At 72.8% G+C, this 26,808-nt stretch carries 27 protein-coding genes; 20 read left to right on the forward strand and 7 right to left on the reverse strand.

Going from position 1 to position 26,808, the window contains the following annotated elements; translation table 11 throughout:
* Positions 1-78: 78 nt before the first annotated feature.
* The 8 genes from GA0070607_RS18955 to GA0070607_RS18990 all read left to right on the forward strand — a co-directional run bounded on the left by GA0070607_RS18955 (position 79) and on the right by GA0070607_RS18990 (position 9,612).
* The gene (locus GA0070607_RS18955) at positions 79-2,055 is read left to right on the forward strand and encodes a TIGR03960 family B12-binding radical SAM protein (RefSeq protein ID WP_089019396.1); all 1,977 of its coding nucleotides are present in this window, start codon (positions 79-81) and stop codon (positions 2,053-2,055) included.
* 167 nt (positions 2,056-2,222) lie between these two features.
* The gene (locus tag GA0070607_RS18960; protein WP_089019397.1) at positions 2,223-2,942 is read left to right on the forward strand and encodes a TIGR03936 family radical SAM-associated protein; all 720 of its coding nucleotides are present in this window, start codon (positions 2,223-2,225) and stop codon (positions 2,940-2,942) included.
* A 131-nt stretch (positions 2,943-3,073) separates the two neighbouring features.
* Positions 3,074-6,118, forward strand: coding sequence for an Rne/Rng family ribonuclease (locus tag GA0070607_RS18965; protein WP_089019398.1), 3,045 nt, complete (start codon positions 3,074-3,076; stop codon positions 6,116-6,118).
* A 133-nt stretch (positions 6,119-6,251) separates the two neighbouring features.
* Positions 6,252-6,770 carry a hypothetical protein gene (locus GA0070607_RS18970; protein WP_089019399.1) on the forward strand — a complete coding sequence of 173 codons (519 nt, stop codon included), beginning with the start codon at positions 6,252-6,254 and terminating at the stop codon, positions 6,768-6,770.
* A gap of 166 nt (positions 6,771-6,936) precedes the next feature.
* Positions 6,937-7,251: a 50S ribosomal protein L21 gene (gene rplU, locus GA0070607_RS18975; RefSeq protein WP_074313742.1), complete on the forward strand. Its 315-nt coding sequence runs from the start codon at positions 6,937-6,939 to the stop codon at positions 7,249-7,251.
* Between the two features lie 11 nt (positions 7,252-7,262).
* Positions 7,263-7,517: a 50S ribosomal protein L27 gene (gene rpmA, locus GA0070607_RS18980; RefSeq protein ID WP_074313740.1), complete on the forward strand. Its 255-nt coding sequence runs from the start codon at positions 7,263-7,265 to the stop codon at positions 7,515-7,517.
* Positions 7,518-7,610: 93 nt separating this feature from the next.
* The gene (gene obgE, locus GA0070607_RS18985) at positions 7,611-9,092 is read left to right on the forward strand and encodes a GTPase ObgE (RefSeq protein WP_089019400.1); all 1,482 of its coding nucleotides are present in this window, start codon (positions 7,611-7,613) and stop codon (positions 9,090-9,092) included.
* 70 nt (positions 9,093-9,162) lie between these two features.
* A complete protein-coding gene (locus tag GA0070607_RS18990; RefSeq protein WP_089021937.1) occupies positions 9,163-9,612 on the forward strand; it encodes a GNAT family N-acetyltransferase in 450 nt (149 codons plus the stop codon).
* Between the two features lie 24 nt (positions 9,613-9,636).
* On the opposite strand, the gene GA0070607_RS18995 is transcribed toward GA0070607_RS18990, so the two are convergent.
* Both GA0070607_RS18995 and GA0070607_RS19000 read right to left on the reverse strand, forming a co-directional pair.
* On the reverse strand, positions 9,637-10,296 hold the full coding sequence (locus GA0070607_RS18995) for a DUF6766 family protein (RefSeq protein ID WP_089019401.1): 660 nt from the start codon (positions 10,294-10,296) through the stop codon (positions 9,637-9,639).
* Positions 10,297-10,368: 72 nt separating this feature from the next.
* Positions 10,369-10,860, reverse strand: a complete 492-nt coding sequence (locus GA0070607_RS19000) for a DUF4383 domain-containing protein (protein ID WP_089019402.1) — start codon at positions 10,858-10,860, stop codon at positions 10,369-10,371.
* A gap of 230 nt (positions 10,861-11,090) precedes the next feature.
* Between GA0070607_RS19000 and GA0070607_RS19005 the strand changes: the two genes are divergently transcribed.
* Genes GA0070607_RS19005 through GA0070607_RS19015 form a run of 3 tightly spaced genes read left to right on the forward strand, consistent with a single transcriptional unit; the run spans position 11,091 to position 13,007 of the window.
* Complete coding sequence (locus GA0070607_RS19005) at positions 11,091-11,861, forward strand: hypothetical protein (protein WP_089019403.1); 771 nt, start codon at positions 11,091-11,093, stop codon at positions 11,859-11,861.
* A gap of 31 nt (positions 11,862-11,892) precedes the next feature.
* Positions 11,893-12,360, forward strand: coding sequence for a phage holin family protein (locus GA0070607_RS19010; protein ID WP_089019404.1), 468 nt, complete (start codon positions 11,893-11,895; stop codon positions 12,358-12,360).
* Positions 12,357-13,007 (forward strand): DUF3618 domain-containing protein, encoded by a 651-nt coding sequence (locus GA0070607_RS19015; protein WP_089019405.1) that lies wholly within the window; start codon positions 12,357-12,359, stop codon positions 13,005-13,007. Before GA0070607_RS19010 ends, GA0070607_RS19015 begins: the two co-directional genes overlap by 4 nt.
* A gap of 64 nt (positions 13,008-13,071) precedes the next feature.
* Here the strand turns inward: GA0070607_RS19015 and GA0070607_RS19020 are convergent, their stop codons facing one another.
* Positions 13,072-14,142 (reverse strand): glycosyltransferase, encoded by a 1,071-nt coding sequence (locus GA0070607_RS19020; protein ID WP_231929981.1) that lies wholly within the window; start codon positions 14,140-14,142, stop codon positions 13,072-13,074.
* Positions 14,143-14,388: 246 nt separating this feature from the next.
* Here GA0070607_RS19020 and GA0070607_RS19025 point away from each other — a divergent pair, with 246 nt between their 5' ends.
* A complete protein-coding gene (locus tag GA0070607_RS19025; RefSeq protein ID WP_089019406.1) occupies positions 14,389-15,027 on the forward strand; it encodes an SRPBCC family protein in 639 nt (212 codons plus the stop codon).
* Positions 15,024-16,193: a zinc-dependent alcohol dehydrogenase gene (locus tag GA0070607_RS19030; protein ID WP_089019407.1), complete on the forward strand. Its 1,170-nt coding sequence runs from the start codon at positions 15,024-15,026 to the stop codon at positions 16,191-16,193. The genes GA0070607_RS19025 and GA0070607_RS19030 overlap by 4 nt, the downstream gene beginning before the upstream one ends.
* 55 nt (positions 16,194-16,248) lie before the next feature.
* Here GA0070607_RS19030 and GA0070607_RS19035 read toward each other — a convergent pair whose 3' ends face one another.
* The gene (locus GA0070607_RS19035) at positions 16,249-17,496 is read right to left on the reverse strand and encodes a cytochrome P450 (protein ID WP_089019408.1); all 1,248 of its coding nucleotides are present in this window, start codon (positions 17,494-17,496) and stop codon (positions 16,249-16,251) included.
* A 261-nt stretch (positions 17,497-17,757) separates the two neighbouring features.
* Here GA0070607_RS19035 and GA0070607_RS19040 point away from each other — a divergent pair, with 261 nt between their 5' ends.
* The gene (locus GA0070607_RS19040) at positions 17,758-18,165 is read left to right on the forward strand and encodes a hypothetical protein (RefSeq protein ID WP_089019409.1); all 408 of its coding nucleotides are present in this window, start codon (positions 17,758-17,760) and stop codon (positions 18,163-18,165) included.
* A 105-nt stretch (positions 18,166-18,270) separates the two neighbouring features.
* Here the strand turns inward: GA0070607_RS19040 and GA0070607_RS19045 are convergent, their stop codons facing one another.
* Positions 18,271-18,489 carry a DUF397 domain-containing protein gene (locus GA0070607_RS19045; RefSeq protein ID WP_089019410.1) on the reverse strand — a complete coding sequence of 73 codons (219 nt, stop codon included), beginning with the start codon at positions 18,487-18,489 and terminating at the stop codon, positions 18,271-18,273.
* 69 nt (positions 18,490-18,558) lie between these two features.
* Here GA0070607_RS19045 and pepN point away from each other — a divergent pair, with 69 nt between their 5' ends.
* The gene (gene pepN / locus GA0070607_RS19050) at positions 18,559-21,075 is read left to right on the forward strand and encodes an aminopeptidase N (protein WP_089019411.1); all 2,517 of its coding nucleotides are present in this window, start codon (positions 18,559-18,561) and stop codon (positions 21,073-21,075) included.
* 46 nt (positions 21,076-21,121) lie between these two features.
* Here the strand turns inward: pepN and GA0070607_RS19055 are convergent, their stop codons facing one another.
* Both GA0070607_RS19055 and GA0070607_RS19060 read right to left on the reverse strand, forming a co-directional pair.
* The gene (locus GA0070607_RS19055) at positions 21,122-22,336 is read right to left on the reverse strand and encodes an FAD-dependent monooxygenase (protein ID WP_089019412.1); all 1,215 of its coding nucleotides are present in this window, start codon (positions 22,334-22,336) and stop codon (positions 21,122-21,124) included.
* 160 nt (positions 22,337-22,496) lie between these two features.
* Positions 22,497-23,159 carry a PadR family transcriptional regulator gene (locus GA0070607_RS19060; protein WP_089019413.1) on the reverse strand — a complete coding sequence of 221 codons (663 nt, stop codon included), beginning with the start codon at positions 23,157-23,159 and terminating at the stop codon, positions 22,497-22,499.
* A 192-nt stretch (positions 23,160-23,351) separates the two neighbouring features.
* Here GA0070607_RS19060 and nadD point away from each other — a divergent pair, with 192 nt between their 5' ends.
* From nadD to GA0070607_RS19085, 5 genes are all read left to right on the forward strand, one after another.
* Positions 23,352-23,948, forward strand: a complete 597-nt coding sequence (gene nadD / locus GA0070607_RS19065) for a nicotinate-nucleotide adenylyltransferase (RefSeq protein WP_089019414.1) — start codon at positions 23,352-23,354, stop codon at positions 23,946-23,948.
* A gap of 110 nt (positions 23,949-24,058) precedes the next feature.
* Positions 24,059-24,466 carry a ribosome silencing factor gene (gene rsfS / locus GA0070607_RS19070; RefSeq protein ID WP_089019415.1) on the forward strand — a complete coding sequence of 136 codons (408 nt, stop codon included), beginning with the start codon at positions 24,059-24,061 and terminating at the stop codon, positions 24,464-24,466.
* Positions 24,463-25,092, forward strand: coding sequence for a histidine phosphatase family protein (locus tag GA0070607_RS19075; RefSeq protein WP_089019416.1), 630 nt, complete (start codon positions 24,463-24,465; stop codon positions 25,090-25,092). Before rsfS ends, GA0070607_RS19075 begins: the two co-directional genes overlap by 4 nt.
* Before the next feature lie 83 nt (positions 25,093-25,175).
* Positions 25,176-26,030: a DegV family protein gene (locus GA0070607_RS19080; RefSeq protein ID WP_089019417.1), complete on the forward strand. Its 855-nt coding sequence runs from the start codon at positions 25,176-25,178 to the stop codon at positions 26,028-26,030.
* A 4-nt stretch (positions 26,031-26,034) separates the two neighbouring features.
* Positions 26,035-26,808, forward strand: a complete 774-nt coding sequence (locus tag GA0070607_RS19085) for an SDR family NAD(P)-dependent oxidoreductase (protein ID WP_089019418.1) — start codon at positions 26,035-26,037, stop codon at positions 26,806-26,808.

Genomic DNA, 26,808 nt, shown 5'->3' on the forward strand with positions numbered 1-26,808 from the left:
GGTTAGTACCGCGCCGCCACCACCGCAGACCGGGCGTGCGCGCGGTCCCCGCCGGATGGGCGCGTACCCTTGGGCATCATGAGTGCCCCGTCCACGACGCCGCGCGCGGCCGCGACCAATTCCGTCTGGCCCCGGCTGGAGCCACTGCTTCCGCAGGTCTCGAAGCCCATCCAGTACGTGGGTGGTGAGCTGGGTGCGGTGGTCAAGGACTGGGACGCGGCGACCGTGCGCTGGGCACTGATGTATCCGGACGCGTACGAGGTGGGCCTGCCCAACCAGGGCGTGCAGATCCTCTACGAGGTGCTCAACGAGCTGCCCGACACCCTCGCCGAGCGGACGTACGCGGTCTGGCCGGACCTGGAGAGCCTGATGCGCACGCACGGCGTGCCGCAGTTCACCGTCGACGCGCATCGGCCGGTGCGCGACTTCGACGTGTTCGGCATCTCCTTCTCCACCGAGCTGGGCTACACCAACCTGCTCACCGCGATCGACCTGGCCGGCATCCCGATGCTGGCCGCCGACCGCACGGACGCCGATCCGGTGATCGTGGCCGGCGGGCACGCCGCGTTCAACCCGGAGCCGATCGCCGACTTCATCGACGCCGCAGTGCTCGGCGACGGCGAGGAGGCGGTCCTGGAGATCACCGCGATCGTCCGGGAGTGGAAGGCGGAGGGTTCCCCGGGTGGCCGCGACGAGCTGCTGCTGCGGTTGGCCCGCACCGAGAGCGTCTACGTGCCGCGCTTCTACGACGTGGACTACCTCCCGGACGGGCGGATCCAGCGGGTCGTGCCGAACCGGGCGGACGTGCCGTTCCGGGTACACAAGCGCACGACGATGGACCTGGACGCCTGGCCGTACCCGAAGAAGCCCCTCGTTCCGCTCGCCGAGACGGTGCACGAGCGGTACGCGGTGGAGATCTTCCGGGGCTGCACCCGGGGCTGCCGGTTCTGCCAGGCGGGCATGATCACGCGACCGGTGCGCGAGCGGTCGATCACCACGGTCGGGCAGATGGTGCGCGAGGGGCTGGAGTTCTCCGGCTTCTCCGAGGTGGGTCTGCTGTCGCTCTCCTCGGCCGACCACTCGGAGATCGGCGACATGTGCTCCGGCCTGGCCGAGCAGTACGAGGGCACCAACGTCTCGCTGTCGCTGCCGTCGACCCGGGTGGATGCGTTCAACATCGACCTCGCGCAGGAGTTGTCCCGCAACGGGCGGCGCACCGGCCTGACCTTCGCCCCGGAGGGCGGGTCGGAGCGGATCCGCAAGGTCATCAACAAGATGGTGTCGAAGGAAGACCTGATCCGTACGGTCGTCACCGCGTACACCAACGGCTGGCGGCAGGTGAAGCTCTACTTCATGTGTGGCCTGCCCACCGAGACCGACGCCGACGTCCTGGAAATCGCGGACATGGCGCACGAGGTGATCAAGGCTGGTCGGGCCGCCACCGGCTCGAAGGACATCCGCTGCACGGTCTCCATCGGCGGGTTCGTGCCCAAGCCGCACACCCCGTTCCAGTGGGCCCCGATGGAGCGCCCGGAGGTCATCGACCACCGACTCAAGATCCTCAAGCAGGCGATCAACTCGGACCGTTCGCTGGGCCGGGCGATCGGCTACCGCTACCACGACGGCGAGCCGTCCCTGATCGAGGGGCTGCTCTCCCGGGGCGACCGCCGGGTCGGCTCGGTGATCCGCAGGGTGTGGGAGAACGGCGGCCGGTTCGACGGTTGGAGCGAGCACTTCTCGTACCAGCGCTGGGTGGACGCGGCGGCCGAGACGTTGCCCGCCTTCGGGGTGGACCTCGACTGGTACACCACCCGGCAGCGCGATGAGCTGGAGGTCCTGCCCTGGGACCACCTGGACTCGGGCCTGGACAAGGACTGGCTCTGGCAGGACTGGCAGGATTCGCTCAGCGAGTTCGAGCAGGACGACTGCCGGTGGACGCCGTGCTTCGACTGCGGCGTCTGCCCGTCGATGGACACCGAGATCCAGATCGGCCCCACGGGCAAGAAGCTCCTGCCCCTGACCCCCGTCCAGGGCCTCAAAACCCCCACCGCCTGACCCGGCCCCACCGGTCGCCCGCGTTGATCATGGAGTTGTAGCCAGCCGTACGGCGTGTCGCCGGCGATAACTTCATGATCAACCGGTGCTGAGTTCCGAGGAGCGAGACGATCAGTAAGAAACCACAGCCCGAGGGTGGGCAGGCGCCGGTCGTCCAGCGCGTCCGCATCCGGTACGCCAAGCGCGGGCCGCTGCGGTTCACCTCGCACCGGGACTTCGCCCGGGCCTTCGAGCGGGCGCTGCGCCGGGCCGGCGTGCCGATCGCCTACTCCCAGGGCTTCACCCCGCACCCGAAGATCTCCTACGCCAGCGCCGCGCCCACCGGGGTGGCCAGCGAGGCGGAGTACCTGGAGATCGGGCTCCAGGCGTCGGTCGAACCGGAGGCGCTGCGGGCCGCGCTGGACGCCGCGCTCTCACCCGGGCTGGACGTGTTGGACGCCGTGATCGCCGTCGGCGGCAGCCTGCCGGACCGGATCGAGGCGTCGCACTGGCACATCGAGCTGCCCGAGGTCGACCCCGCCGTGCTGCGCGCCGCCGTGGACGCGTTCACCGCCGCCGAGGAGGTGCTGGTCGAGCGGATGACCAAGCAGGGCCGACGTACCTTCGACGCCCGCGCGGCCGTGATGTCGATCGATGTCCTCGCGCCGACGCCGACGCCTTCCGGGGCGGCGGCCGTACCGTGTGCGATACTCGAACTGGTCGTGCGGCAGGTCACCCCGTCCGTACGGCCCGATGACGTCCTTTCCGGCCTCCGCGTGGTGGCCGACCTGGAGCCGCCGGTCTCGCCGAGGGTGACCCGGCTGGCTCAGGGCACGCTGACCGCGCAGGGTGCGATCGTGGATCCGTTGGATGCGGACCGCGACGGGGCAGCCATCGTTGGGCACTGACCGACGGTCAGTGCTCTGGCAGGCAGACTTCGGCGGTCGCGCACCACGCGCGCCCGGCGGAAACACTTTTGCGGCGACCCTGCGTGGCAGCGCTCACCCGCGCCCGGGGCAGCCAGAACTGGAGAACGTCCATGCTCGAGAACGAGCCCGAGGGCGGCGAACGGACCGGTTCACAGCCGGCCGGCGAAACCGCTGACCAGAGCACCACCGCCGACGGCGCCGCCGTCGCGAACCCCACCGCTGCCGGATCGGCCGCGCTGGAACCGGCCGGCGCGGACAGCGCCGAGCCCGCCGCGCCCGCGCGGCGTGCCCGGACGACCCGCCGTCGGGCAGCACCGCTCAACCAACCGGAGCAGGCCGAGGCGCCGGTCGAGGCGACCACCGGTGGGGCCGGCACCGGCGAGTCGCCACAGGCGGAGGTCTTCGCCCCGATCTCCGGCGACCTGGACACCGCCCCGAAGGCCCCCCGGCGTCGCCGCAAGGCCGCCCCGGTGGAGAAGGTCGCCGAGGAGCCGTTGGTCGCGGCCTCCGCCGAGGAGGCCTCCCCCGAGGTGGTCCCCCCGGTCAAGGTGACCCGCACCCGGCGGAAGAAGGCCACGCCGGCCGCTGTCGAGGAGCCCCCCGCCGCCGAAGAGCCCGCCGCTGTCGAGGAGCCGGTCGCCGAGACGCCGGCGGAGTCCGACCTGCGCGAGGCGGAGGCCGAACTGAACGAGGCGGAGACCGCCGCCGAACCGGCCCGGACCAGCGGCGCGCAGGAGCGCTCCGGCGAGGTGCCGCCGGGCGTGGCCGTGGCCGGTGTGGCCAACGAACTGATCGAGCCGGCCGAGATCATCGAGCCGGAGCAGCCGCGGACCCGCCGCCGGCGCGCGGCGCTCTCCGCGCCCACCGTGCTGTTCATGGCGCCGCAGCCGGACGCCGTGCCGGTGACCCGGCCGGCGGAGCCCACTCCGTTCGCCGAGGAGCCGGCTGCCGAGGAGGCCGCCGAGCCGTCCCGCCGGCGGCGGCGCGGTCGCCGCGACGCCGAGCCGGTGGAACCGGTCGAGGCGGTCGAGGCCGAGGAGGAGCCGACCGAGGAGGCCGACGAGGCCGCCGAGGTGGATGAGGACGACGAGGACAGCGCCGCCGCGCGCCGCCGCCGCCGGCGTGGTCGCCGTGGCCGTGGCCGGGGCAAGGGCGGTGCCGACGACGCCGAGGACGAGGAGTCCGACGAGGCCGCGCAGGCCGAGGAGGAGGAGACCGCCGAGGCCGAGGTCGACGAGGACGAGGAGTCCGAGGGCGGGGACGGGCTGACCCGGCGCCGCCGGCGTCGCCGCCGCCGGGGTGCCGGCGACACGGAGGGTGCCGCCGACGACGGCGTGCCGACCGTGGTCAAGATCCGCGAGCCGCGCCGGACCGTCGACGAGGTGCAGGGCGTGTCGGGCTCGACCCGGCTGGAGGCCAAGCGCCAGCGCCGCCGGGACGGTCGGGAGCAGCGGCGTACCCGGCCGCCGATCCTCAGCGAGTCGGAGTTCCTGGCCCGCCGGGAGGCGGTCGACCGGGTGATGGCCGTGCGTCAGCGCGGTGACCGTACCCAGATCGCCGTCCTGGAGGACGGCGTGCTGGTCGAGCACTACGTCACCCGCAACTCCTCCGGCACCATGGCCGGCAACGTGTACCTGGGCAAGGTGCAGAACGTGCTGCCCAGCATGGAGGCTGCGTTCGTGGACGTCGGCCGGGGCCGCAACGCGGTGCTGTACGCCGGCGAGGTCAACTGGGACACCTCCGGCCTGGAGGGGCGTGCCCGTTCGATCGAGCAGGCGCTGCGCTCCGGCGACTCGGTGCTGGTCCAGGTCACCAAGGACCCGATCGGGCACAAGGGCGCGCGGCTGACCAGCCACATCGCCCTCTCCGGCCGGCACCTGGTCTACGTGCCCAACGGCAACGCCTCCGGGATCAGCCGGAAGCTCCCGGACACCGAGCGCAAGCGGCTCCGCGACGTGCTCAAGAAGCTCGTCCCGGACGGCGCGGGCGTGATCGTCCGGACGGCCGCCGAGGGCGCCAGCGAGGACGAGCTGGCCCGCGACGTCAAGCGCCTCCAGGCCCAGTGGGAGGACATCCAGGCCAAGGCCGCCGAGGGCGGCGCGCCGGTGCTGCTCTACGAGGAGCCCGACCTGGTCATCCGGGTGGTCCGGGACCTCTTCAACGAGGACTTCCGCGAGCTGGTGATCGAGGGCGAGCAGTCGTACGACATGGTCGAGTCGTACCTGTCGCACGTCTCCCCGGACCTGGTCGACCGGGTGCGCCGGCACGTCGGCACGAGTGACGTGTTCTCCGAGTACCGGATCGACGAGCAGATCATCAAGGGTCTGGACCGCAAGGTCTTCCTGCCCTCCGGCGGCTCGCTGGTGATCGACCGTACCGAGGCCATGACTGTCGTCGACGTCAACACCGGCAAGTACACCGGCTCCGGGGGCAACCTGGAGGAGACGGTCACCCGTAACAACCTGGAAGCGGCGGAGGAGATCGTCCGCCAGCTCCGGCTGCGCGACATCGGCGGCATCGTGGTGATCGACTTCATCGACATGGTCCTGGAGTCGAACCGTGAGCTGGTGCTGCGCCGGCTCACCGAGTGCCTGGGCCGGGACCGCACCAAGCACCAGGTCACCGAGATCACCTCGCTCGGCCTGGTGCAGATGACCCGTAAGCGGATCGGCGCGGGCCTGCTGGAGGCGTTCAGCGAGACCTGCGAGTGCTGCAAGGGTCGGGGCGTGATCATCCACACCGAGCCGGTGCCGGAGAAGCCACGCGCCAACGGGGCGGGGGAGAAGGTCAAGGCGGTCGCCTCGTCGGTCGCCGCCGCCCCGCCCGCCGAGCAGGGCAGCGCGTCGTCCCGCCGTCGGGCGCGCAAGAGCGCCTCGGCCGAGAAGGCCGTGGCCGAGGTCGTCGAGAGCGACACCGGCACCGAACCGGACGCCGACTACGTGGACACGATGGGCTACGACCTGTCCCGCTACGAGGCGGACACCGCGGCCGCGCCGGCGGTCTCCGACAGCCAGCAGGGCGAGTCCGCCCGGCTGGCCGCCGCGGACGACCCGGACGCGCTCGCCGACGGCGACGCCGACGAGGACAGCACCGAGGGCGGCGCGGGCCGGCGTCGTTCCCGCCGGGGTGGCGCCCGCCGACGGACCCGCCCCTGAACGGCTGACCGGCCGGTCCGACCGGCCCGGTGTTTGTTGACGAGGTCCCTTCCCCGGCAGAGTGACGGGGGAGGGACCTCGCCGGTCCGGCCACCCCGGTCCGCGATCGGCCACCCCCGGTCAGGAGAAGAAGATGCGTCGTCTGCTCGCCGTCACAGTGCTGGTCGCCGCGCTCTTTGCCGGGGCGGGTTGCTCCACCGACCGGCCGGGCGGAGAGCCGGGCCCGACCGCCACGACCACCGGGGGCTCCGGCCCGACGGCAGGGCCCGGGGGCGGGTCGGCCGGTACGTCGGTGGGGTCGCCCGGTACGCCGGTGGTGGGTGGCAACGCCGCGCAGGTGTGTGCCGCCGCACAGCAGGCCGGCGCCACCGCGCTCGAGACCTACGTGGCGGCGGTGGGCCAGATGATCGCCGCGGTGGGCGCCGGGGACAGCACCGCCGCCGAGGCGGCACGCAAGCGGGCCGAGGCCGCGTTGGCCGGCTGGCGGACCGTGCTGCGGGAGCAGTCGGCCCGGGCCACCGACCCGCAGCTCAAGACGCTGCTCACCGACATCGGCGCCGAGGTCGCCGCGCTCGGCGCCGACGTCGATTCGATCGACGAGACCGAGCTGGATCGGCTCCAGCAGCGCCTCGACCAGCTCTGCGCGCGCTGACCAGGGCGGGCCGGTTTGGGGTCCGGGCCTGCGATGGCGTACTCTTGCCTGCGGCGCACTTTTGGTGTGCCGAGTTCCCGTGTGCCCGCGCCGCCGTGCACTGCTACCCGGCGAGCCGCCGCGGGGACGACCGCCAGCAGCCTCAACGACAGGGAGTCCGCCTCCGATGTACGCGATCGTCAAGACCGGCGGCAAGCAGTACAAGGTCGCCGAGGGCGACGTGATCGAGGTCGAGAAGCTCACCGGTGCTCCCGGTGACGCGGTGAAGCTCACCGCGGTGCTCCTCGTCGACGGTGACGACCTGGTGACCGACGCGGCGAAGCTTGCCGAGGTCGCGGTGTCCGGCGAGATTGCCGCGCACACCAAGGGCCCGAAGATCAAGATCCACAAGTTCAAGAACAAGACTGGCTACCACAAGCGCCAGGGTCACCGCCAGCCGCTGACCCAGGTCAAGGTGACCGGCATCTCCAGCGGGAAGTAGGTCGTCCTCCAATGGCTCACAAAAAGGGTGCGTCCAGCTCGCGTAACGGTCGTGACTCCGCGGCCCAGCGACTCGGCGTGAAGCGCTTCGGTGGTCAGGTTGTCAGCGCCGGTGAGATCCTCATCCGGCAGCGCGGCACCAAGTTCCACCCCGGTGACCTGGTCGGCCGTGGCGGCGACGACACGCTGTTCGCGCTGTCCGCCGGTGCGGTCCTGTTCGGCACCAAGCGCGGTCGCAAGACCGTCAGCATCGTTCCGCAGCAGTAGCTCTCAAGCGTTGCGGGCCGCGGACCTCCGGGTCCCGGCCCGCTTCGCTTTTTTCGCAGTGCGGGGTCGGACCTCGCTGGAAGGATTGACGCCGTGGCGACGTTCGTTGACCGGGTCGTGCTGCATCTGCAGGCCGGCGATGGCGGGCACGGTTGTGCCTCGATCCACCGCGAGAAGTTCAAGCCCTTCGGTGGGCCGGACGGCGGCAACGGCGGGCACGGTGGCAGCGTGTCCCTGGTGGTCGACCCGCAGGTGACCACGCTGCTCGACTTCCACTTCCGCCCGCACGTCAAGGCCGACAGCGGCAAGGGTGGCGCGGGGTCGAACCGGGACGGGGCCAACGGCCACGACCTGGTGCTCAAGGTGCCCAACGGCACAGTGGTGCAGACCCTCGACGGCACGGTGCTGGCCGACATGGTCGGCGCCGGCACCACCTTCGAGGTGGCCCGTGGCGGGCGTGGCGGGCGGGGTAACGCCTCGCTGGCCAACGCCAAGCGCAAGGCCCCCGGCTTCGCCGAGCTGGGTGAGCCCGGCGACCAGCTGGACGTGGTGCTGGAGCTCAAGAGCGTCGCCGATGTGGGCCTGGTGGGCTTCCCCTCGGCCGGCAAGTCGTCGCTGATCTCGGTGATCTCCGCCGCGAAGCCCAAGATCGCCGACTACCCGTTCACCACCCTGGTGCCCAACCTCGGCGTGGTCCGGGTGGACAACCACACCTTCACCGTCGCCGACGTGCCCGGCCTGATCCCCGGCGCGGCCACCGGCAAGGGGCTGGGCCTGGAATTCCTGCGGCACATCGAGCGCTGCGCCGTGCTGGTGCACGTCATCGACTCGGCGACGATGGAGCCGGGCCGCGACCCGGTCGCCGACATCGAGACCATCGAGGCCGAGCTGAACGAGTACGGCGGGCTGGCCGACCGGCCGCGGCTGGTGGCCGTGAACAAGGTCGACGTGCCGGACGGCCGCGACCTCGCCGAGATCGTGCGCCCCGACCTGGAGGAGCGCGGCTACCGGGTGTTCGAGGTCTCCGCGGCCACCCGGGAGGGGCTCAAGGAGCTCACCTACGCGATGGCCGAGCTGGTCGACGCGCAGCGCAAGGCCGCGCCGCCGGCCGAGCCGACCCGGATCGTGATCCGGCCGACGGCCGTGGACGACGAGGGCTTCACCATCACGGCCGAGACCGACGGTTCGTTCACCGTCCGGGGCGTCAGGCCGGAGCGGTGGGTCAAGCAGACCAACTTCGACAACGACGAGGCGGTCGGCTACCTGGCCGACCGGCTGGCCCGGCTCGGGGTCGAGGACAAGCTGGCCAAGGCCGGCGCGCAACCCGGCGACCTGGTCCGGATCGGTGAGCGCGAGTTCGACTGGCAGCCGACCCTCTACGCCGGTGTGGAGTTCACGCCCGGCAACCGGGGCACCGACGTCCGGCTGGAGGCGAGGTCGAACCGGGCGCGTGCGGCCGAGCGGCTCGCCGCCCGCAAGGCCCGCCGGGTGCGCTCGGGGGACGAGGTGGGCGACGGGGTGGGCGCCGACGCGTCCGACGACATCGTCGACATCGACGAGGACGACGCCGAATAGCCCGTTGCGCTCCGTGATCGGGTTGACTGCCGGAAACCTCCGCGAAATCCGTCCCGCCTAGCGTGGGGTGATGCTGATCGAAGCTCGGCCCGCCATCGATCCGGAGATCGCCGCCCTGGTCACCGCGCAGCAGCGTGAGCTGCGCGAGGCCGATGGCGGGTTGGACGGGCAGGTCACCGTCACCCACGACGACATCCGCTACCTCGCCGTGGTGGTGAACGGCCGGGCGGTCGCCTGCGGTGGGCTCCAGTCGATCGACGCCGCCACCGGCGAGGTCAAGCGGATGTACGTCCGGCCGGCGTACCGGGGTCGGGGCATCGCCCGCCAGCTGCTGGCCGCGCTGGAGGAGCTGGCGTTCCGGCAGGGGCATTCGGTGGTCTGCCTGGAGACCGGCACCTACCTGCCGGCCGCGATCGGGCTCTACACCTCGTGCGGCTACGACCGGATCCCGGTGTACGGCGAGTACGTGCACAACCCGTACAGCGTCTGTTTCGCCAAGCGGCTGCCGGTCGCGGCCTGACGGCCCGCGCCGCGGTGCCGGCGCTCAGGCGCCGGTGCTGGCGTGCGCGACGGTGACCGGCTTCGACTCCGGCGAGGCGTGCTGGCGCAGGACGATGCTCAGCAGGATCAGGGCGCCGACCGCGAGGAACTCGCTCTGCCAGTTCTGCATGGACTGGAACCAGAAGTCGCTGGTGCCGAGGAAGTCCCACACCCCGATCGGCGGTGCCCCGCTCTGCAACGCCTGCTCCTGGTTGTACGCGGCGGTGCCACCGAGCAGGTGCCCGACGAACGAGCCGGCGAAGATCAGCAGCAGCGCGATGGAGAGGCTGTTGCGGTAGACGACAAGCGGCAGGCCGCCGACGCGCACCGGCCAGGGCGATTGCGCTGTCGCCCGGCGCTCGTCGTCCTCCGGCCGGTCGGTCTGGTCCACCGGCTTCGACTCGGCCGAACCCCGCTGCACCAGGTGCGCGGTGAGCAGCACGTACCCGCCCATCTGGAGGAACTCGGACTCCCAGTTCTCGAAGACCGCCTCCGCGAAGTGCCCACTGGTCAGGTAGGCCGGCCAGCTCAGCGGCGTCGCGCCGAACTCGGTCAGCTCCTCGTTGTGGGTCTGCCAGCCGAAGACGCTCTGCAACAGCAGGAAGACGAGGAACGCGCCGAGCATGGCGACGGTCAGGGCGTTGTCGCGTAGCCAACGGGGCATCTCGCACCTCTTTCGCGGATCAGCCCTGCGATACCCACGCCGGGATGACCGCCAAACCGGTGGAGCGCCAGTTCAGGGCCGGTCGGTCGGCGTGTCGAGGCGTCCGCCGGTGCCCACCTGGTTGGAGAGCAGCAGCCCGAGCGCGAGCATGCCGAAGCCGAGCGCGAGGTGCAGCCAGTTGTCGGCGGCGTTGATCGGCAGGATGTTCACCCCGCCGTCCTCGTCGATGGCCTCGACCGCCAGGCCGTACAGCCAGAGGGCGAGGTAGATCGCACCGCCGCCGGCCAGGAAGAGCCGGGCGCCGGCGATGCTGCGGGCCAGCACCAGGCCGGCCAGCCCGAACAGCAGGTGTACGGCGTTGTGCAGGATCGAGATCTGGAACAGCCCGAGCAGCAGGGCGTCCGAGTGGTGAGTGGCGAACCGCAGGTCGCCGTAGTCGGTGGTGATGCCGGGGATGAAGCCGAGGATGCCGATCAGCAGGAAGACCCCGGCCACGATCAGCGCGGCCACCTGCACCCGGGGGCGATGGCCGGTTGGTCGGCCGCCTCGCGCGTCTCGTGCCATCGCTGCCCCCTCCGTGGATCTGCCGGCCCCGCGAACCTCGCTGTCCGCAGCGGCGACGTGACGCAGCCCGACGATCCTCCATTTTGAAGTCGATCCCACCGGCCGCGCAGTGAAATGCACGAAGAGGCATGGAAGCCCGAACGCAGGGTAGGTGAATTGTCAGCGGCCGCGGCAGCGCGGTCGCATCCCCCCAGCACAACCGCGACGACTTTCCGAGCGGAAGGGAAATCATGACTTACGATCTGTCACCCACGTCTTCCACGTACGGGCAGGAGTCGACCAACGGCGGAGGCGTCCGCGAGCAGGCCCGCCAGGTCGGATCGGAGGCCGCGCACGCCGGTGGCGCGGTCGCGCAGACCGCCAGGGAGCAGGGCACCGAGGTCGGCCGCGAGGCGGCCCGGCAGGCCCGCAACCTCTACGGCGAGGCGCGGAACCAGCTCGCCAGCCAGACCGGCGAGCAGCAGCGCCGCGCGGCCGGTGGGTTGCGGTCGCTCGCCGACGAGATGCGCTCGATGGCCGAGCAGGGTGGCCAGGCCGGCCCGGTGAGCGAGCTGGCCCGTCAGGCCGCCGACCGGGTGCACGGCGTGGCCGGCTGGCTCGAGGAGCGCGAGCCCGGTGACCTGATCACCGAGGTGCGCGACTACGCGCGGCGCAACCCGGGCACCTTCCTGGTCGGCGCGGCGGTGCTCGGCGTGCTGGCCGGCCGCCTGACCCGCAGCGTCTCCGCCGCCGGCGACGACTCCGGCAACGGCTCGGCGAGCTACCGCGGCAGCGGGGCGTACGACCCGGAGCAGACCGCCGTGATCCCGACGCCGCCGGCGCCCCGCGCGGTGCCCGACGCCGTTCCGCCGGCCGGCTACCTCGACCCGACCCCCGGCACGTACGCCGAGCCGAACCCCGGCACCTACGCCGAGCCGACCGGCACCGGCCAGCCGCTGCCGCCGGTGAGCCAGACCGACCCGCTGCCGGGCGTGCCGTCCAGCGGCAACACCCGTCCGTGAGCCACCGAGTCATCCGAAGGGAGGTGACGGCATGACCATGCCGACGCAGGGGTCCGGACTGGACTCCGGTTACCACCCCGACGCGGGTGCCCCGCACACCGCGGCGGAGGTGAAGGGCAGCTCGCTGGGTGAGCTGATGCGCCAGGTCACCAGTGACCTGTCGACGCTGATGCGCCAGGAGGTCGAGCTGGCCAAGGCCGAGATCCGCCAGGAGGGCAGGAAGGCCGGCAAGGCTGCCGGACTCTTCGGCGGCGCCGGCTTCGGCGGCTACATGGTGGCGCTGTTCGTGTCCATCGCCGTGTGGCAGTTCCTGGACAACGTCATGGACTCCGGTCTGGCCGCACTGATCGTGGCCGTGATCTGGGCAGTGGTCGCCGGGGTCCTCTACTCCATGGCCAAGAAGAACGCCCAGCACGTACGCGGCCTCAAGCAGACCAACGACAGCGTGCAGCGGATCCCCGACGCGCTCAAGCCCCACCCGGAGGGAGTAACCCGATGAGCACCGATCCCGACCAGATCCGCCGGGAGATCGAAGCCACCCGCAACAACCTGAGTTCCGACGTGGACGCGCTGGCGTACAAGGTCAGCCCCAGCCGCATCGTCGACGACCGTAAGCAGCGGGCCCGCTCCGCGCTGCAGAATGTGAGGGACAAGGTCATGGGAACCGCGTCTGACCTCGGCCACGGCACCGGCCACGCCGCCCACTCGGTGGGCGACCGCACCTCGTCGGCGGCCTCCAGCGTCAGCGACGCCGCGCAGTCGGCGGCCTCCACCGTCAGCGACGCCGCCCACAGCGCGCCGCGGGTCATCCGGCAGAAGTCCGAGGGCAACCCGCTGGCCGCCGGCCTGATCGCGTTCGGCGTCGGCTGGCTCGCCTCGTCGCTGATCCCGGCCAGCCGCCGGGAGCAGCAGGCCGCGACCCAGCTCAAGGAGAAGGCCAGCGAGCACGGCGGGGTGGTGAAGGAGAAGCTGGGCGAGGTGGCCAGCGAGCTCAAGGAGGAGCTGCGCGAGCCGGCTCAGCACGCCGCCGAGTCGGTGAAGTCCACCGCCCAGGACGCGGTGCACGCGGTCAAGGACGACAGCAGGTCGGCCGCGCAGGACGTCAAAGACCAGGCGCAGCAGTCCCGCCAGCAGGTCAGCCCCTGACCCCACCCCGGTTATCACCCCCGACAGCTCGCGGCCACCTCGGTGTCCGCGAGCTGTCGCGTTGTCAGCGGGGCCGCAGCGCGCGGGTCGAGTGGGCGGCCCGGCGCAGGCGGGTGTCGCCGTAGCGGACTCCGCCGAGCAGGAACCGCTGACCGACCGCGAGCCAGCCGCACACGGCACGTTCCAGCAGCCAGAGCGGGGCCGCCAGCGCGGTGCTCGGCGGGAAGACCGCGTCGCCTCCGGCGCGGCGGCGGCCCAGCTCGGCCACGGCTGCGGCGCCGGCCGCCGCGCCCAGCAGCAGCCCGGGTCGGCGGGCCGCGACCGCCGCCGCCAGCGCCGGCAGGACCGCGAGTGAGGTCAGCAGGCGAGCCGGCTGGGCCAGATCGTCGTACGCCTGGCGGACCCGTTGGCCGCGGAAGTGCGCGGCGTCCGGTGGCAGCCGGCGTACGTACAGCCAGGCCGGCGCGGCCTCGGTGCCGCCGTACGCCCGCACGGTGCGGATCAGCTCCAGGTTCTCGAAGAGCACGTCCGGGTCGTACCCGCCCATGCCGAGGAAAGTGCTGCGGCGGACTGCCAGGGTGCCCGGGTAGTCCGCCCCGAGCGCCCTGTTGAGCAGCGTCCGACCGGTGTCCCACCAGGCGTGCCAGGGCAGCGGGGCGAAGTAGTTCTGCGGCCGGACCAGATCCACCCGGCCGAGCAGCCGGTGCACCGCGCGCAGTCCGGCCTCGTCGTACCGAACGTCGTCGTCGGCGATCACCACGTGTTCGTGGCCGGCCGCGCGAACGCCGGTGAGCACCCCGGTCACCTTGCCGTTCAACCCGCGCAGGGTGGGGTCGGGCGGGAGGTGCCGGCGGACCAACCCGCGCCACGCCGCGGCGTGCCGGGCGAAGACGTCCGGCGCGGAGCCGTCGACCACGATGACCTCGACGCGGCCGCCCAGCCAGCGCAGGTAGTCGGTCAGCTCGGCCAGGCCGGTGTCGGCGGCCCAGCGCAACGGCAGCACGTACGCCATCGGCAGCGGCGGCGCGCTACCGTGCCGGCCGCGGTCGGGATCAGCACCGACCCGCTGGGAGCCCGGGGCCTCGCCGAGGTGCGGGTCGTCGGGTCCGCCGGCCCGGCGGGTCGGCGCGCTCACTCCGCCACGGACCGGCGGTGCGGCGGCGGTTGGCCGCGTCGGCCAGCGTGCCGGCCGTACGCGCTGGTGTCGAAGGGCAAGGGTGCCTCCCGGACAGGCGGTCAACGGCCGCCGGGCGGACGGCCGCCCGCAGCACGTGCCCGCGATCCGGCCGGTCAAACCGGTACGTCGTTTCGACGGGCCGAGTCCGGGTAGCGCTGCCGGTGTGGGCTGTCTGTCCCCGGACGCCCGGGTGAAGGAGACGAGATGACCAGCAACGGAACGAGGTGGGCGGTGCTCGGCGTCACCGCGGCGACCGCGGTCGGCGTCGGGCGGGCGGTGGCCCGCCGTCGGCATCGGCACCAGCCCGAGCGGCAGGACGGCTGGTACGTGGTGCGCCGCGGGGTGACTGTGGACCGGCCCCGGGACGCGGTGGTCGGGTTCTGGACCGACCGGGAGCGGCTGGACCGCGCGCTGGCCGAGTGGGCCACCCTGGAACAGCTCGACGACCGGCGCTGGCGGTGTGTCGCCCGCGACCCGAGCGGCGGTGACACCGAATGGCGGGCGGAGATCACCGTGGACGGGCCCCGCACGCTCCGCTGGGGGGTCGAGGACGGCCCGGTGCCGCAGGAGGGGCGGATCGAGCTGACCGATGCCCCGCAGGGCCGGGGCACCGAGATCCGCGCCGAGCTGCGCTACCGCTCCGGCCGGCTGCGCCGGGTGGTCGGCCTGGCCACCGGCGACGAACCGGACCTGGCTCTGCGGGACACGCTGCGCCGGGTGAAGTCGCTGATCGAGTGCGGCCAGGTGATCGACACCCGGCGCGACCCGTCCGGCCGTAGCCCGGCCCAGGAGAAGGCGACCGACAGGATGCGGGAGAAGCTGATGACGGGAGGACGGGCGTGAGGGCGCTCTGCTGGGAAGGCGTCGGCAAGCTGGCGGTCCGGGACGTGCCGGAGCCCCGGATCCGCGCCGAGGGGGACATTCTCGTCCGGGTCCGGGCCAGCAGCGTCTGCGGCTCCGACCTCCACCTGATCAACGGATACCTGCCGGCGATGCGGGAGGGCGACATCCTCGGCCACGAGTTCATGGGCGAGGTGGTGGAGACCGGGCCCGGCGTACGGCGGCACCGGGTGGGCGACCGGGTGGTGGTCGGTTCGGTGGTCGCCTGCGGTGGCTGCTGGTACTGCCGGACCGAGCAGTACTCGCTCTGCGACAACTCGAATCCCCAGCCGGTGTTCACCGAGAAGCTGTGGGGGCACTCGCCGGCCGGCATCCTGGGCTACTCGCACGCGGCGGGCGGCTACGCCGGCTCACACGCGGAGTACATCCGGGTGCCGTTCGGCGACGTCGGCGCGTTCGCGGTGCCCGACGGGGTGCCGGACGACTCGGTGGTGTTCGCCTCCGACGCGATGCCCACCGGCTGGATGGCCACGGACTTCTGCGGGCTGACCGGCGGGGAGGTGGTCGCCGTCTGGGGTGCCGGCGGGGTCGGTCAGATGGCGGCCCGGTCGGCGCAACTCCTCGGCGCCGAGCGGGTCATCATGATCGACCGTTTTCCGGACCGGTTGGCCACGGCGGCCGAACGGGTGGGCGTCGAGACGATCAACTACGCGGAGACCGACGTGCTGGAGGCGCTGCGTGAGCTGACCGCCGGGCGCGGGCCGGACGCCTGCATCGAGGCGGTGGGCATGGAGTCGCACGACGTCGGGCCGACCTACGCGTACGACCGGGTGAAGCAGTCGGCGCGGTTGCAGACCGACCGGCCCACGTCGGTCCGCCAGGCGATCATGGCCTGCCGCAAGGGCGGCACGGTGAGCATCGTCGGCGTGTACGCCGGTCTGATCGACAAGTTCCCGCTCGGCGCGGCGATGAACAAGGCCCTGGTCCTGCGGATGGGGCAGATGCACGCGCAGCGTTACATCCCGATGCTGCTCGACCGGATCGCCGCCGGCGAGATCGACCCCGGCTACCTGGCCACCCATCCGCTCCCCCTGGAGCAGGGCGCACGCGGCTACGAGCTGTTCGAGAAGAAGCAGGACGGCTGCCTCCGCAGCGTCCTGCACCCCTGACCCGCTGACCGCACCCCGCCCCGCCGGTCACCAGCACGGTCGGTGGGGCGGTGGGTCAGTCGGTGCGGCGGATGTTGGTGAGGGTGAGACCGCTGGGGGGTAGTGCCGGCATCCGGCGCAGGTCCACTGCCAGGTCCTGTGGCGGGACCTCGTAGCGCATGGCGCTGGTCAGGTTGGTGACCGCCCGTTTCATCAGGTCGATGGTGATCCACTCGCCGGCGCAGCGGTGCCCGGTCCAGTGGTCGCCGCCGCCCTGCGGGATCAGGTGGAACGGGTCCACGGGACGGCCGGCGAACCGCTCCGGGCGGAACAGCTCCGGCTCGGGCCAGAGCGCGGGGTGGTGGTTGGTGCCGTACAGGTCGAGAAGCACCCGCCGGCCGCGCGGGAAGTGGTGGCCCTGCCAGTCGAAGGAGCGCCGGACCTGAGCGGCGGCGGCCGGGAAGAACGGGTAGTACCGGCGTACCTCCTGCACGAACTGCTCGGTGGCCTCGTCGTCGCCGCGGACCCGCTGCCGCCAGGCGGGATGGTCGTGCAGGGCGAGCGCGGCGAAGACGATGAACCGGTCCACGGCGACCGTCGGCCGCAGCACGTTGAGCAGCTCGACCGCGGCGATCCTGCGGGGGAGCAGCCTGCCCTGTGCGTCGCGGTGCTCGGCGATCACCTTGAGCGCGCTGCCGGCGGGGGCCGGGAGGGTGCCGATCCGCGTCCGCTCGATGATGTCGGCGATCCAGCGTTCGGCCCGACGGCGGGCGAGCAGGCCCCGCCAGTGCCGGGGGCCGACGATCGCCGGGGCCTCGATCATGGCGTGCAGCTCGACGGTACGGCGGTCGACCTGCGACGCGGCCAGCGGCACCCCGGCCCAGGAGCAGACCACCCGGGTCAGCAGCCGGCCCAACTCGTCGTAGAGCGTCACCGGCGCGGCGCCCTCCCAGGCCGGAATCCGGGCCTGCCACTCGTCGTCGAAGAGCTGGCCGAGCTGTCCGATGGCGGCCGGCGTCATGATCGACATGAGCATCGCCTTGCGGTCCCGGTGCTCCGGCCCGTCCAGCCCCTGCACGCCGCCCCGGCCGGTCAGGGTCCGCTGTACCCGCAGCGGCATCGCCTCCCGTCGACGGAAGCGCTCGGTGTCGTAGAACAGCGTCGCCGCCGGCCGGCCCCGCAGGCAGATGGTCGGGGCCAGCAGGATCCGGGTCCGGAAGATGTCGCTGCCGTACCGGTCGCAGCGCTCGCCGATGAACCGGTAGCCGGCGCGGAGGAACGCGAGCGTGCTGTCGGGGCCGCGGTCGGCCGGCGTGGTCGCCATCGGGTCTCCTCACGTGCGGATGCCGGCCGGTCTGCTCGGCCGGGTGCGTCTACCCGGGTCAGGGCTCCTGAATCGCACCGCCGACATCGGTCGCGCGCCGGGGCGGGTGCGGCGCGGCCATCGGATCGGCGTCCGCTGGCCCCTCCCACCGGCGCGGCAACCTGGTTGAGTTTCGGGTGGGTGGCCGGCGGCGACGAGGGCCGGGGCGGCTGGGGTCGATGTTGCGGCCGGGCCACGGACGAGGGACCACGGGGAGGGCGTATGCGGGACAACAGATCGCCGCACTGGCGGCAGCGGCGGGCGGTCGGGGGTCTCGGCGCGGACCGGATCCGGGACCGGGCGGCGCTGATCGGGCCGCCCCGGCGGCCCACCCGGCCGCACCGGTTCTTCACTGTGCACCTGGGCTTCACGGCGGCCGGCATGGTCGACGCCCGCGAGCTGGCGGTGGCGTACGCGGAGGCGCTGAGCCTGCTCCGTCCGGAGCTGGCGCTCGGTGCGGCGGCCCTGTCGCCGGCCGATGCCTGGCACCGGGCCGAGCGGCTGTTCTGCGGGGCTGTCGGCCCGGACGGCGAGCGCTGCGTCGACGTGGCCGAACATCCTGGCTTCCACCACGCCCCGGGCCCCGGCGGCCTCGGCTGGGGCGACGGCGACGGCCCTGGAGATGGTTGACCGATGGCCCATGACCGGCGACGGGCGGGCGATGTGGGGGCGTCGCGGGCACCGAGACACCCCCACGTCGCCGATCCGGCACCGGCACCGGGCCGGCGTACGGGGTCAGTCCAGGTCGAACTCGCCGTCCTGCGCGCCGGCGACGAACGCGTCCCACTCGGCCTGGGTGAAGACCAGCACCGGCCCCTCCGGCTGGCCGGAGTTGCGCATCCCGATCAGGTCATCGACGAACGCGACCTCGACGGCGCTGTCGGAGGTGTCCCCGTCGGCCCGCTGCCAGACCGCCCGAGAGAGGTCGAAGTCGCCCTTGGGGTGCTGCGCCATGGTTCTTTCCTCCAGTGCCGAGGGTCGTGTGGTGACCGCGTGCGGATCCCCATCGGGCAGGATAAGCGGATGCCCAGCCTGACCCGTGTAGAGGCGACCGCGCGTGGCGCGGCGATTACCGTCGAGTCCTATCAGGTGGACCTCGACCTGACCGGTGGCGGTGAGCTGTTCCGCTCCCGCGTCGAGATCCGGTTCCGGGCGACCCCCGGCGCCGCGACCTTCGCCGAGGTCAAGCCCGCCGCACTGCTGGCGGTACGCCTCAACGACCGTGACATCGACCCCGCAGCGTTGACCGACAACCGGCTGCCCCTGGGCGACCTGGGCGCGGAGAACACGCTGGTCGTCGAGGCGGACATGGCGTACTCCAACACCGGTGAGGGGATGCACCGCTTCGTCGACCCGGCCGACGGCGAGACCTACCTCTACGCCATGTCCTTCCTCGACGACGTGCAGCGCATCTTCGCCGCCTTCGACCAGCCCGACCTCAAGGCGTCGATCACCCTCGCGGTCACCGCCCCGCCGGAGTGGACGGTGGCCAGCAACGCCGAGGTGGCCGCCAACCCCGCACCCGGCCGTTGGGAGTTCGCCCCGACCGCGCCGCTGGCCACCTACTTCTTCTCGCTGATCGCCGGGCCGTACCACGTGCGGCGGGCCGAGCACGACGGCGTGCCGCTGGGCATCTACTGCCGCCGGTCGCTCGCCGAGCACCTGGACGCCGACGCCGAGGAGATCTTCACCGTCACCCGGCAGTGCCTGGACCGGTTCCACCAGCTCTTCACCGAGCGCTACCCGTTCGGCAAGTACGACCAGGCGTTCGTGCCGGAGTTCAACGCCGGCGCGATGGAGAACCCGGGCATCGTCACCCTCCGCGACGACTACGTCTTCCGCTCGGCGGTCACCGACTCACAGCGGGAGCTGCGGGCCACCACCATCGCCCACGAGATGGCGCACATGTGGTTCGGTGACCTGGTCACCATGCGCTGGTGGGACGACCTGTGGCTCAACGAGTCCTTCGCTGAGTACCTGGGCACGCGGGTCACCGCCGAGGCGACCCGCTTCGACCAGGCGTGGACCACCTTCGCCATGCGCCGTAAGGCCTGGGGGTACGCCGCCGACCAGCGCCCCTCCACCCACCCCGTCGCACCGGAGGAGGTGGCCGACGCCGACGAGGGCCTGCTCAACTTCGACGGCATCTCGTACGCCAAGGGGGCCAGTGTGCTGCGGCAGCTGGTCGCGTGGCTCGGCGACGACGCGTTCCTCGCCGGCCTGAACGCGCACTTCGCCGCGCACCGCTTCGGCAACGCCACCCTCGCCGACCTGCTGGCCAGCCTCAGTGCCGCCAGTGGACGGGACCTTTCCGGCTGGGCCGACGTGTGGTTGCGCCAGGCGCAGGTCAACACGCTGCGCGCCGAGGTCGCCGTCGACGCCGATGGCCGCTACACCGAGGTGGCCGTCGTGCAGACCGCGCCCGAGTCGCACCCGGTGCTGCGTCCGCACCGGATCGGCGTCGGCCGTTACTCGGCCGACGGCGCGGTGGAGCGCGACGAGGTGGACCTCGACCCGGGCATCGACGGCGGGCGGACCGTGCTCGACGGGCTGACCGGCGTCCCGGCGGCCCGGCTGCTGCTGCCCAACGACGGCGACCTCACCTTCGCCAAGGTGCGCCTCGACCCGGCGTCGGCGGCCGCCGTACCGCTGGTGCTGCCCGGGCTGGCCGACCCGCTGGCGCGGGCGGTGCTCTGGAGCGAGGCGCTGGACGCGGCGACCGACGGGGAGCGGCCGGTCACCGGCCTGGTCGACCTGATGGTCGCCGCGCTGCCGGCCGAGACCGAGGTGATCATCGCGGAGGACGTGCTCACCCTCAGCCGGTCGCTGATCGACCGCTACCTCGACCCGCTGACCCGTTCCGCGGCGCTGACCCGGGTCGCCGGGGCGTGCCGGCAGTTGCTCGACGGCGCGACGGCGGGGGAGTCGTTGCAGCTGGCCGCCGCCCGGGGCTGGATCGCCGCGACCACCGACGCCGACCTGCTCACCGGCTGGCTCGCCGGCCGCGACGTGCCGGCCGGGCTGAAGGTCGACGCCGAGCTGCGCTGGTTGGTGCTGCGCCGGCTGGTGGCGCTGGGCGCGGCCGGCGCGGCGGAGATCGACGCCGAGGTGGCCGCCGACCGCAGCGCCACCGGTGCCGAGCGGGCCGCCCGCTGCCGTGCCGCGTTGCCCGACCCGGCCGCGAAGCAGGCGGCGTGGGACATCATCGTGCGGGACACCGAGCTGTCCAACCGGCTGCTGGAGGCGACCGCCGAGGGGTTCTGGCAGCCCGAGCAGGCCGAGTTGACCGCCGCGTACGTCGAGCGGTACTTCGCGGACATGCCGGTCGCGGCTCGACGGCGTACTCCGTGGACGGCCGAGCGGGTGGCCGCCCTGGCGTTCCCCCGCTACGCCGTGGCACAGCCGACCCGGGAGGCGGCCGCGACGCTGCTGGCCCGCGACGACCTGACCCCCGGCCTGCGGCGGGTGGTCACCGACGCCGACGACGACCTGCGTCGCGCGCTGGTCGCCCGGACGGCGGTGGCCGCCGCGGCGGCCTGAGAGCGGGCGGGCGCGGGGTGGCCGACGGGCCACCCCGCGCTCCGGCTCAGCGCAGCGCCGGCTCGGTCGTGACCGGAGCGTCCCAGTCGATGACGTAGCGCTGTTCGTGTGCGACGGTCCTCTCCGGGTCCATCGCGGTGCGCGTCAGCAGCGGCATCAGCAGCGGCATGAGCGTTCGGGCGACGGGCCCCGGCGCCTTGGCGTGGTTGATCCGCGCCGCTCGGGCGGCGATCTTCTCCACCCTCGCGCGGCGCAGCCGCTCGAACGCGGTGAACGCCGACGCGACGTCCGGCAGGTCACGCAGGCAGCGGGCGAGCTGCACCGCGCTCTCGATCGCCAGCGACGCGCCCTGACCGGAGCTGTTCGACGGCGCGTGCGCCGCATCGCCGACCAGCACCATCCGGCCCCGGTGCCAGTGCGGAACCGGCGGCATGATCTGCAACGCGCCGACCACCTGGAGCTCGTCGGCGCTGCTGGTGGCCATCAGGTCGCGGCCCGGATCGTCATCGCCGTAGCTGGTGCGCAGCGTGTCCAGCCATCGGGCCGCCGGCACCGCGCGGGCCTCGACCAGGCTCAGCGGCCGCTGGTACGGCAGGTTGGCACCCCAGCGGGTGCCACCGCCGGGCTCCGGCCAGTAGAGGTAGTAGCCGCGTCGCCCGAACGCGAAGGTCATAGTGCCCGGCTCGACGTCCACCTCGTGCCGGGCCACCGCCTCGAAGCCGAGCAGCCCGGTGAACCGGGGGGCGGGCGCGGCCGGGTCGATGAGACCGCGGACCGTCGAGCGGATGCCGTCGGCGCCGACCAGGACATCGGCGGTGGCGCTGGTGCCGTCCTCGAAGCGGGCCGTCACGCCGCTCTCGGTCTGCTCGGCGGCGACCAGCCGCTTGCCGTACGCGAACGGGACGCCCTCGGCGACCGCCCGGTCGTGCAGCACCCGGTGCAGCTCGGCCCGGTGCACCACCCGCAGCGGTGGCACCCCGGCAAGCGTGGGCAGGTCGATGCTGCGGCTGCCGACGGCCATCACTGTGCGTTCGATCGGGGTGGCGATCGCTGTCACCGCCTCGTCCGCGCCCACCGTGCGCAGGGCCGCCACGCCGTTCGGCGCGAGCGCGAGGGTGCCTCCGATGCCGCCGACGCCGCTGGCGGTGGCGGGGTACGCCTCGTGGACGGTGGCGGTGATGCCGGCGCGGCGCAGCGCGAGCGCCGTCACCGGACCGGCGATGCCGCCGCCGATGACGATCGCGGTTCGTACCGTGGTCATGCTCTCTCCCTGGGTGTCGTCGGTCCGTGCGCGTGCGAACCGACCTGGGAGGGAGCGCGGTTATCCTCGTGGTTGCCGCTTCGGGCCGGGCGCCTTCCCAGGTGTCGGTTCGAGGTATGGGCTCCGGCGGGGTGTTGGCGCACCCCGCCGGAGCCGTCCGTCAGTCGGGGGTGTCGGGGGTCGGGGTGCTGGTCCTTCCGGCCAGCTCGGTCAGCTCCGCCGGCATCTCGCCGGTCTCGTGGAAGGCCCGCCAGGTGTCCAGACCCGGGTAGCTGCCCGAGGTCAGCTCGGCGAGCAGGGTCCGCAGCCACGCCGCTTCCGCGGCCCGCATGGCCAGGTCGTACTCCGACTCCACCAGGAACAGCCGAGGGATCTCCCGCAGGTGCTCGTCGAGCGTTGCGCGGTCCTGGCGGATCGCGTCGTTCAGCAGGTTGAGCCGCTGCCGCAGCAGGTCGGTGGCCACGTCGGGATGCAGCGCGGCGAGCACGGACAGGCCGGCCCGGAAGCGGGGATGCTCCGGCATCGGGGTGGAGACCAGCTCGCGGGCCCAGTCGACCAGCTCCGCCCGCCCCACGTCGGTGATCCGGTAGACGGTGCGTTCGGGGCGTCGGCTGTCACGGACGCTCTCCACGGCCTCGATCATGTCGTGTTTGTCCATGTTGCGGATCACGGTGTAGAAGGATCCCCACTTGAACTCCATGTCCTGGTCCTTGCCCCAGGCGCGTAGCGCGGTGGCGATCTCGTACGGGTGCATCGGCCGCTGGACCAGGGCGGACAGCACGGCCAGCGCCAGCAGATTGCCGACCTTGCGCCGCTTCGGCACGACGCCCTCCTGTCCTCGTTCCCAATTACTTGTCGACGAGTATACGCATGCGAGCGCTCGTGCCGCGACCCCGAATGCCGCTGTGGATCCCGGGTGGTGTCCGGCCGCCTGTAGAGCTGCCCCACGTCTGGGGCGGCGGCGCCGCCACCGGGCCGGAGTGGTGGCCCGCGATGCCCGGCCTACGATCACGGGGTGGAGGAAGACATCCGGCGGATCGGGATCATGGGTGGCACCTTCGACCCGATCCACCACGGGCACCTCGTCGCGGCCAGCGAGGTGGCCGACCGTTTCGGCCTGGACGAGGTGGTCTTCGTCCCCACCGGGCAGCCGTGGCAGAAGGCCGACGAACCGGTCAGCCCCGCCGAGGACCGGTACCTGATGACTGTCATCGCGACCGCCTCCAACCCCCGATTCCAGGTCAGCCGGGTCGACATCGACCGCAGTGGGCCGACCTACACGGTCGACACGCTGCGCGACCTCCAGGCCGAGTACGGCCCCAAGGTGCAGCTGTTCTTCATCACCGGCGCCGACGCGCTGCAACGCATCCTGTCGTGGAAGGACCTGGACGAGATCTTCGAGCTGGCCCACTTCATCGGGGTGACCCGGCCCGGCTTCCAACTCACCGACAAGCACCTGCCCGCCGACACCGTCAGCCTCATCCAGGTGCCGGCCATGTCCATCTCGTCGACCGACTGCCGTGCGCGGGTGGCCCGGGGCGAGCCGGTCTGGTACCTGGTGCCCGACGGTGTGGTGCAGTACATCGCCAAACGGAACCTGTATCAGCGCTGACCGTGCCCGGTTCACCCCCATTCATGCGGCTAATCGACCAGAACTGACAAGTCGAGACGACGCCGGGTATGAGACGCTTGGAGGATCGCACGGTTGATCGAAGGAGAACGGTGACAGTTTCCGAACGCGCTCACGAGCTGGCGATCGCCGCCGCCCAGGCCGCCGCCGACAAGAAGGCGCAGGACATCACCATCATCGACGTCGGCGACCAGCTCGCCATCACCGACGCGTTCCTGCTCGCCGCCGCCCCCAACGAGCGTCAGGTGCTGGCCATCGTCGACGCCATCGAGGAGCGCCTGCTGGAGCTGCCGGAGAAGGCCAAGCCGGTGCGGCGCGAGGGTGAGCGTGGTGGCCGCTGGGTGCTGCTCGACTACGTCGACATCGTGGTGCACGTCCAGCACACCGAGGAGCGCGAGTTCTACGCGCTCGACCGGCTCTGGAAGGACTGCCCCACGATCCCGTTCGTCGACCGCGACCTGGTCGAGGCCGATGCCAGCGGGTCCGCCACGGCCGAATGACCCGGCTGATCATCTGGCGGCACGGCAACACCGACTGGAACGCCGCCAACCGCGTCCAGGGGCAGACCGACATACCCCTCAACGAGTTGGGTCGCGACCAGGCCCGCGACGCCGCCCCGCTGCTCGCGTCGATGCGTCCCGACGCCATCGTGTCCAGCGACCTGAGCCGCGCCGCGGAGACCGCCGCCGCGCTGGCCGCGCTGACCGGTCTGCCGGTGCGCACCGACGCCCGGCTGCGCGAGCGGCACTTCGGGCAGTGGCAGGGCCTGCACCTCACCGAGGTCGCCGAGCGCTTCCCCGCCGAGTACGCCCGCTGGCGGTCCGGCGACCCGGCCCCCGGCGCGGACCTTGAGCCCCTGCACGACCTGGGCCAGCGGGTCGCCGCCGCGTTGCAGGAGGCCGCCGACGCGGCACCCGGCGGCACCGTGGTGATCGCCACCCACGGTGGCGGCTCCCGGCAGGGCGTCGGTTCCCTGCTCGGCTGGGACGCCGGCGTGCTGCGCAGCATCGGCTCGCTGGCCAACTGTCACTGGACCGAGCTGCGGCACGACGACGTCCGGGGCTGGCAGTTGCGGGCGCACAACGTCGGCCTGATCACCGTCCCGGCCGTCGTCGACGCGGTCTGAACGCCGTCCGTCCCGGCCGTCCCCGCCACCTGGCGCACGATCGCGCCTCGGCGTTCACCGCCCCGATCGACTAGCGTGCGGGCATGCCCGTCGCGGTCGTCACCGACTCCACCGCCTACCTTCCACCCGACCTGGTGCAGGCGCACCGGCTGACAGTCGTGCCGTTGACCGTCGTGCTCAACGGCGCAGAGGGACTGGAGGGCGTGGAGACCCAGCCGGCCGACGCCACCCGGGCGCTGAGCGGCCGGCGGGTCACAGCCAGCACCTCCCGGCCGGCGCCCGAGCAGTTCGCCCAGACGTACCGCCGGCTCCTCGACGCCGGCGCCGACGGCGTCGTCTCGGTGCACCTCTCCGCCGGCCTGTCCGGCACGGTCGAGGCGGCCCGGCTGGCCGCCGCCGACCTGGACGGCCGGGTCGAGGTCGTGGACAGCCGCTCGGCCGGCATGGGGCTCGGCTTCCCGGCCATCGCGGCCGCCACGGCCGCCGAGGCCGGCGCCGACCTGTCCGGTGTACGCGACGCGGCCCTCGCCGCCGTCGCCCGGACCACCGTCTGGTTCTACGTCGACACGCTGGAGTTCCTCCGCCGGGGCGGCCGGATCAACGCCGCCGAGGCACTGCTCGGCACCGCCCTGTCGGTCAAGCCCATCATGCACATGCCGGACGGTTCGATCGTGCTGCGGGAGAAGGTGCGCACCGCCAGCCGGGGAGTGGCCCGGCTGGTCGACCTGGCCGTCGAGGCGGCCGGCGACGACGAGGTGGACCTCGGAGTGCACCACCTGGCCGCGCCACAGCGGGCCGAAGCGCTGCTCGCCGCGCTCACCGAGCGGCTCGGCGACCGGCTGCACGACACGTACGTCTCCGAGGCCGGCGCAGTGGTCGCCGCGCACGCCGGCCCGGGGTTGGCCTGCGTCGTCGTCCACCGCAGACCGGGCGACTGAGCCGGTGTCCACGTCGTTCGTGGTGACCGGGGGCGGCCGCGGCGTCGGCCGGGCCGTTGTGCAACGACTCGTGGCGACCGGCGCCACCGCCGTCGTCGTGGAGCGTGACGCCGACGCGGTCGACTGGCTGGCCGGTCACCCGGCCGCCGACCGGCTGGTCGCGGTCATCGGCGACGCCGGCGACGAACAGGTGGCCCAGCACGCCGCCGACCTGGCCGAGCGTTCCGGGCCGCTGACCGGCTGGGTGAACAACGCCGCGGTGTTCCGGGACGCCGCGCTGCACTCGGCGTCGGCCGACGCGGTGCTCGACCTGATCGCGCAGAACCTACGCCCGGCCGTGGTGGGCGCCGCCGTGGCCGTGCGCCGGTTCCTGGCCGCCGGCTCGGGTGGCGCCATCGTGAACGTCTCGTCGCACCAGGCCCGCCGGCCGGTGTCCGGCGCCCTGCCGTACTCGACGGCGAAGGCCGCCGTGGAGGGGCTGACCCGTGCGCTGGCCGTCGAGTACGGGCGGCACGGCATCCGCGCCAACGCTGTCGCGCTCGGCTCGATAGCCACCGAGCGGCACGGCGACTTCCTGGCCGCCCAGGAGCCCACCCAGGCCCAGTGGATCGACGCCGAGCTGACCCGGCTGCACCCGGTGGGTCGGATCGGGACGGTCGACGAGGTGGCGGAGGCGGTCGCGTACCTGCTGTCGCCGGCGGCGAGCTTCATCAACGGGGTGACGCTGCCGGTGGACGGGGGACGGGCCGTGCTGGGCCTGGACCCGGAGGCGTGCTGA

The organism is Micromonospora coriariae (genome assembly GCF_900091455.1).
Taxonomy (GTDB): Bacteria; Actinomycetota; Actinomycetes; order Mycobacteriales; family Micromonosporaceae; genus Micromonospora; species Micromonospora coriariae.